This is a genomic window from Streptomyces katrae (assembly GCF_000966975.1).
GTDB classification, from domain to species: Bacteria; Actinomycetota; Actinomycetes; order Streptomycetales; family Streptomycetaceae; genus Streptomyces; species Streptomyces katrae.
In genome coordinates this window covers 1-687 of record NZ_JZWV01001594.1, presented here as the reverse complement: position 1 = coordinate 687, position 687 = coordinate 1, and the positions used below count along the sequence as shown (strand labels likewise).

Here is a 687-nt window from a genome sequence, read left to right as displayed (position 1 = left end):
AAGGTGTAGGACACCCGGCCCGAGACCACGCTCGCCGCGCTGCCGGTGCCGATGTAGCCGTCGACGTCCTCGACGGCCTGCTGGAGCAGGGCCGAGTGGTCGTGGTACATGACGCCGGTGAACACGCCGGTCCGGCTGCCCTTGAGGGAGGTGGGGTCGATGCCGGCCCGTTCGAAGGTCTCCCAGCAGGACTCCAGGAGGATCCGCTGCTGGGGGTCCATGGTGAGCGCCTCGCGGGGCGAGATCTCGAAGAGGCCGGCGTCGAAGAGGCCGGTGCCGTCGAGGAATCCGCCTTCGCGGACGTGGCTGGTGCCCCGGGTGTCCGGGTCGGGGTCGTAGAGCGCTTCCAGGTCCCAGCCGCGGTCCGCGGGGAAGGCGGTGATGGCGTCCCCGCCCTCCGCGAGGAACGTCCAGAGCTCCTCGGGGGTGGTGATCCCGCCGGGGAAGCGGCAGCTCGTCGCGACGATCGCGATCGGTTCGTGGCGGGCCTCGTCGAGGTCCCGCAGCCGCTCGCGGGCGTCGTGGAGGTCCGCCGATACCCGCTTGAGGAAGTAGCGGAGCTTCTCCTCGTTGGTCTTCGCCTGGGGGTCAGTCACCTGGGGTCACCTTTTGCGTCGAGCCCGTACGGGCCGGGGGCCATGGGCCGTGTGGGGCCCGTACGGTCGGGTCGGGGGCCGGGGCCGGGGA

At 71.8% G+C, this 687-nt stretch carries 1 protein-coding gene; it reads right to left on the bottom strand.

The window, feature by feature from the left end:
* A partial coding sequence (locus VR44_RS39480) for a beta-ketoacyl synthase N-terminal-like domain-containing protein (RefSeq protein WP_045952520.1) occupies positions 1-596 on the bottom strand: 596 nt, incomplete at its 3' end.
* Positions 597-687 lie beyond the last annotated feature (91 nt).